The 3,787-nt window shown below is 76.3% G+C and carries 5 protein-coding genes; 2 read left to right on the forward strand and 3 right to left on the reverse strand.

Features of this window, described 5'->3' with window-relative positions; genetic code table 11:
- Window positions 1-208 precede the first annotated feature (208 nt).
- Complete coding sequence (locus DZF91_RS26785; RefSeq protein ID WP_235834592.1) at window positions 209-931, forward strand: sulfite exporter TauE/SafE family protein; 723 nt, start codon at window positions 209-211, stop codon at window positions 929-931.
- Window positions 931-1,506, forward strand: a complete 576-nt coding sequence (gene mug, locus DZF91_RS26790; protein ID WP_117359945.1) for a G/U mismatch-specific DNA glycosylase — start codon at window positions 931-933, stop codon at window positions 1,504-1,506. Before DZF91_RS26785 ends, mug begins: the two co-directional genes overlap by 1 nt.
- Before the next feature lie 112 nt (window positions 1,507-1,618).
- On the opposite strand, the gene DZF91_RS26795 is transcribed toward mug, so the two are convergent.
- From DZF91_RS26795 to DZF91_RS26805, 3 genes are all read right to left on the reverse strand, one after another.
- A complete protein-coding gene (locus DZF91_RS26795) occupies window positions 1,619-2,053 on the reverse strand; it encodes an ASCH domain-containing protein (RefSeq protein ID WP_117359946.1) in 435 nt (144 codons plus the stop codon).
- Between the two features lie 175 nt (window positions 2,054-2,228).
- A complete protein-coding gene (locus tag DZF91_RS26800) occupies window positions 2,229-2,816 on the reverse strand; it encodes a class F sortase (RefSeq protein WP_235834593.1) in 588 nt (195 codons plus the stop codon).
- Window positions 2,817-2,890: 74 nt separating this feature from the next.
- On the reverse strand, window positions 2,891-3,787 hold an 897-nt coding region (locus tag DZF91_RS26805), incomplete at its 5' end, for a hypothetical protein (RefSeq protein ID WP_207661903.1).

Consider the following 3,787-nt stretch of genomic DNA (forward strand, 5'->3'; position numbering starts at 1 on the left):
GCCGCCGACGGCCCGGGCGTCCGCGTGACCGCCCACCGGACCCGGGCGTCCGCGCCCCGCGGTGCGGGTGCGCCTGCCTGGGCACCGCCGTCCGGTGCAGGCCCGTGCAGCCGCCGCGCGGGGGCCGGAGATGGCGACGTGGTGGCCGTTCCGGTCAGCCGAATACCGGATGGCCGGGCGGACCGCGTTCCCGGTAACGTGCCGGGTCGTGCTTCCGTCCACCACGTTCCTGCTCGTCGGCGGCCTGGCGGTCCTTGTCGGCGCCCTCGTGCAGAGCAGCATCGGGTTCGGGGTCGGCGTGGTCGCGACGCCCGTCGTCGCGCTGCTGTTCCCGGACCTGATGCCCGGCGCGCTGCTCATCGCGGCCACGGTGACGCCGATGTTCACGCTCGTCCGCGAGGTGCGGCACGCGGACCTCGGCGGGCTCGGCTGGGCGTTCGCGGGGCGCCTCGCCGGGACGCCGCTCGGGGTGTGGGTCGTCACGGTGCTGTCGGCACGGGGCATGAGCCTGGCGGCGGGCGGCCTGGTGCTGGTGGCACTCGCCGTCAGCGCCTACTCCGGGACGGTCCCGCGCAACCGGACGACGCTCGCCGCCGCCGGGATGTTCGCCGGGCTCGGCGGCACCGCGACCGCCATCGGCGGCCCGCCCATCGCGCTGCTCTACCAGCGCGAGAGCGGCCCCAGGGTGCGCGCCACCCTCGCGATCTTCTTCACCCTCGGGACGCTGATCTCGGTGCTCACCCTCGCCGCGCTGGACCAGTTCCCGCAGCGGCAGCTCGTCGCCGGGCTCGCGCTCACCCCGTTCGTGGCCGCCGGGTTCCTCGCCGCCGGGCCGCTGCGCCGCTACCTGGACGGCGGCCGGACGCGGCTGGCCGTGCTGGGGCTCGTCGGCGTGTCCGCGACCGTCCTGATCGTGCGTAACCTGATCTGATGCCGTCCACCTCCCGCCCCGCCTCCCGACCGACCAAGGCCGACCTGGAGGCCGCCCGCGACCGTGTGCTCCCGGACGTCCTGCCGCCCGAGGACGTCCCGCTGCGGGTGCTGTTCACCGGCATCAACCCCGGCCTCTACTCGGGCGCGACCGGCCACCACTTCGCCCGTCCGGGCAACCGGTTCTGGCCCGCCCTGTACCGCTCCGGCTTCACCCCGCGCCTGCTCCACCCCTCCGAGCAGGACGAACTGGGCGCGCTCGGGCTCGGCATCACCAACCTCGCGCACCGCACCACCGCCCGCGCCGACGAGCTGACCCCGGAGGAACTGCGGGAGGGCGGACGCCGCCTCGCCGAACTGGTCGAGCGCCGCCGTCCGCGCTTCCTCGCCGTCCAGGGCGTCACGGCCTACCGCACCGCGTTCGGCCACCCCAAGGCCCAGATCGGCCTCCAGGACGACACGCTCGGCCCCGCCCGGGTCTGGGTGCTGCCCAACCCGAGCGGCCTGAACGCGAGCTGGCCGCTGGACCGCATCGCCGCCGAACTCGCCCGCCTCCGCGAAGCCGCCGAAGCCTGACCCGGCCACCGACCGCCGGCCCCGGACGGCCGACCACCGGCTATCGGCCACGGACGGCCGACCACAGGCCGCACAGCGGCCGGGCGGCTCACAGGGTGACCGTGGACGGAGGTCAGCCCGTCCTGGACGCCGCCGAGGCGAGCATCGCCCTGACCTCGCCGACCAGCGTCGCCGACGGCTCCCACAGGCCGACCTTGCCGAGCGCCACCACCGGACGCGGCAGCGGCGTCACGTCCGCCAGCCGCCAGTGGTGGGCCTCGGGTTCGGCCCATGGACCGCAGTCGCACGCGCCGTCCAGGACCGCGTCCGAGCAGACGTCCTCGATCGCGGCGACCGCGACCACCGCGCCGACCGTCGCCAGCGGGTCGGCCGGGTCCCAGCCCGCGGCGAGGATCAGCGGCGAGTCGCACGCGCCGAGGTCCACGCGCAGCGAGGCGTACACGAGCACCGGGCCGCGGTACGCCGTGGGCGACCCCTGGTTGAACACGCCGTTGCCCGCCCGCACCATCGCGAACGCCCACGGCTGCTGGACGCTGATCGCCCTCACCCGGTCACCTCCTGTGGTCGCCCCGCCCCCTCCCGTCCCGGGGGGCGGCGGACGTCGTGCGGTGGTCGTGCGTACCCGGCCGCACCGGGCACACCCGGGCCACCGGGGCAGAGGGGGGTTGCCGGTGGGGCACCCGTCCCTGATGTCGGGAGAACGAGCGACAAGGGCGGAAGGTTCAGCTCCGGACCAGGCGCGTGTACGCGATGACGTTGTCGACGTAGTGGCCGGTGCCCCGGTCGAAGTCGCCGCCGCAGGTCACCAGGCGCAGGGCCGCGTGGTCCAGGTCCTCGGCGTAGACCTTCTCACCGGGGAAGGCGGCCTTGGCGACCTGCTCGACACGCTGGACCGCGAACGCGGCGGTCCGCCCGTCCCGCCGGAGGACCTCGACCCGGTCGCCCGGCCGCAGGTCCTTCAGCCGGGCGAAGACGGCGGCTTGGCCGCGCGCGTCCACATGCCCGAGGATCACCGACGGCCCGCGCTCGCCGGGCGTGGGACCGCCCTTCCACCATCCGGCGAGGTTCGGACGGTCCAGCGGGGGGACCTCGATGGTGCCGTCCGGTCTGAGCCCGAGCGCGGTGACCGGCGCGGTCACGCCCAGCTTCGGGATCCGGATCGTCACGGGCTCCGAGCGCGGCAGCGCGGACGTCGCGTACCGCACCGGCCCGGCGGTGCCGGTGGACCGCCGCGCCCCCGGATCGGTCGGTCCGTCCGCGTAGGGGCCGTCACTGCCGCACCCGCCCGCGAGCACGGCCACGACCAGCACCGCTCCGGCCGCCGCGAGCAGGACGGGGGAGCGGCGCGGGGCGATGAGGGCCGTCCCTTCGCGGCGCGGGGCGGTCAGGGCCGTCCCTTCGCGGCGCGGCGGCGGAGGACGAGACCGGCGCCGGCGAGGGTGACGGCGACCGCGCCCGTGCCGAGCAGCGGCCCCCGGTCGGCTGCGGCACTGGTGGTTGCGGCACGGGCGGCGCCGTCCGCGTGGGCTCCGGCGGCGGTGCTGCCGTCACCGGTCTCCGGCGCGCCCCGGGGGATCGTCGGACCAGGGGACACCTCGTCCCGGCCCGGACGGGTCGTGAACACGACGTGCCCGTGCCCGGCGCAGGAGATCCGCACGCGGACGACCGAGGGCAGCGTCCGCTCGAACGTTCCGGTGGCCTCCCAGGTGTCCTTGTCGGTCTCGGTGAACCGCGGGTCCGCGACGAACGACGACGAGGTCGCGCTCACCTCGGCCGGGCAGTGCACCTTCATGCCCAGCCGCCCGCCGGGCCGGACCGTCCGCGTGGACAGGTCCACGTCGTCGAACCCGAAGCGGAAGCCGCCGCCTCCGCCGTGCCCGTCGCCGGGCGGCGAGGCCGGCGGCGGGGGCGCGGGGACGCTCTTCTCCGGGACGGTCACGAACAGCGTGAGCGTGCGCGGACCGCCCGCGGTCGTGCAGCGGAACTTGGTGATGTAGGAGTTGCCCGGCTTGAGCCCCGGCTTCGTCGAGGCGATGCCCGACCAGACCCCGCCGTCCGACCGGTCGAAGTGCCCCGGGTCGCCCTGGACGAACGCCTCGTTCTGGCCCGCGAGGGACGGCTCGTCCGCGCATCCCCTGATCAGCACCGTGACGTTCTCGCCGGGCGTGAACCGCCGGGGCGTGAACGTCACCGAAGGCGCCGCGGACGCCCCGGCCGCCGACGCGCCGAGCGGCACGGTGGACGGCGGCCCGGCGGACGCTGACGCGGGCCCGGCCCCGGC

Origin of the sequence: Actinomadura logoneensis (assembly GCF_003428695.1) — a bacterium.
Classification (GTDB): domain Bacteria; phylum Actinomycetota; class Actinomycetes; order Streptosporangiales; family Streptosporangiaceae; genus Spirillospora; species Spirillospora logoneensis.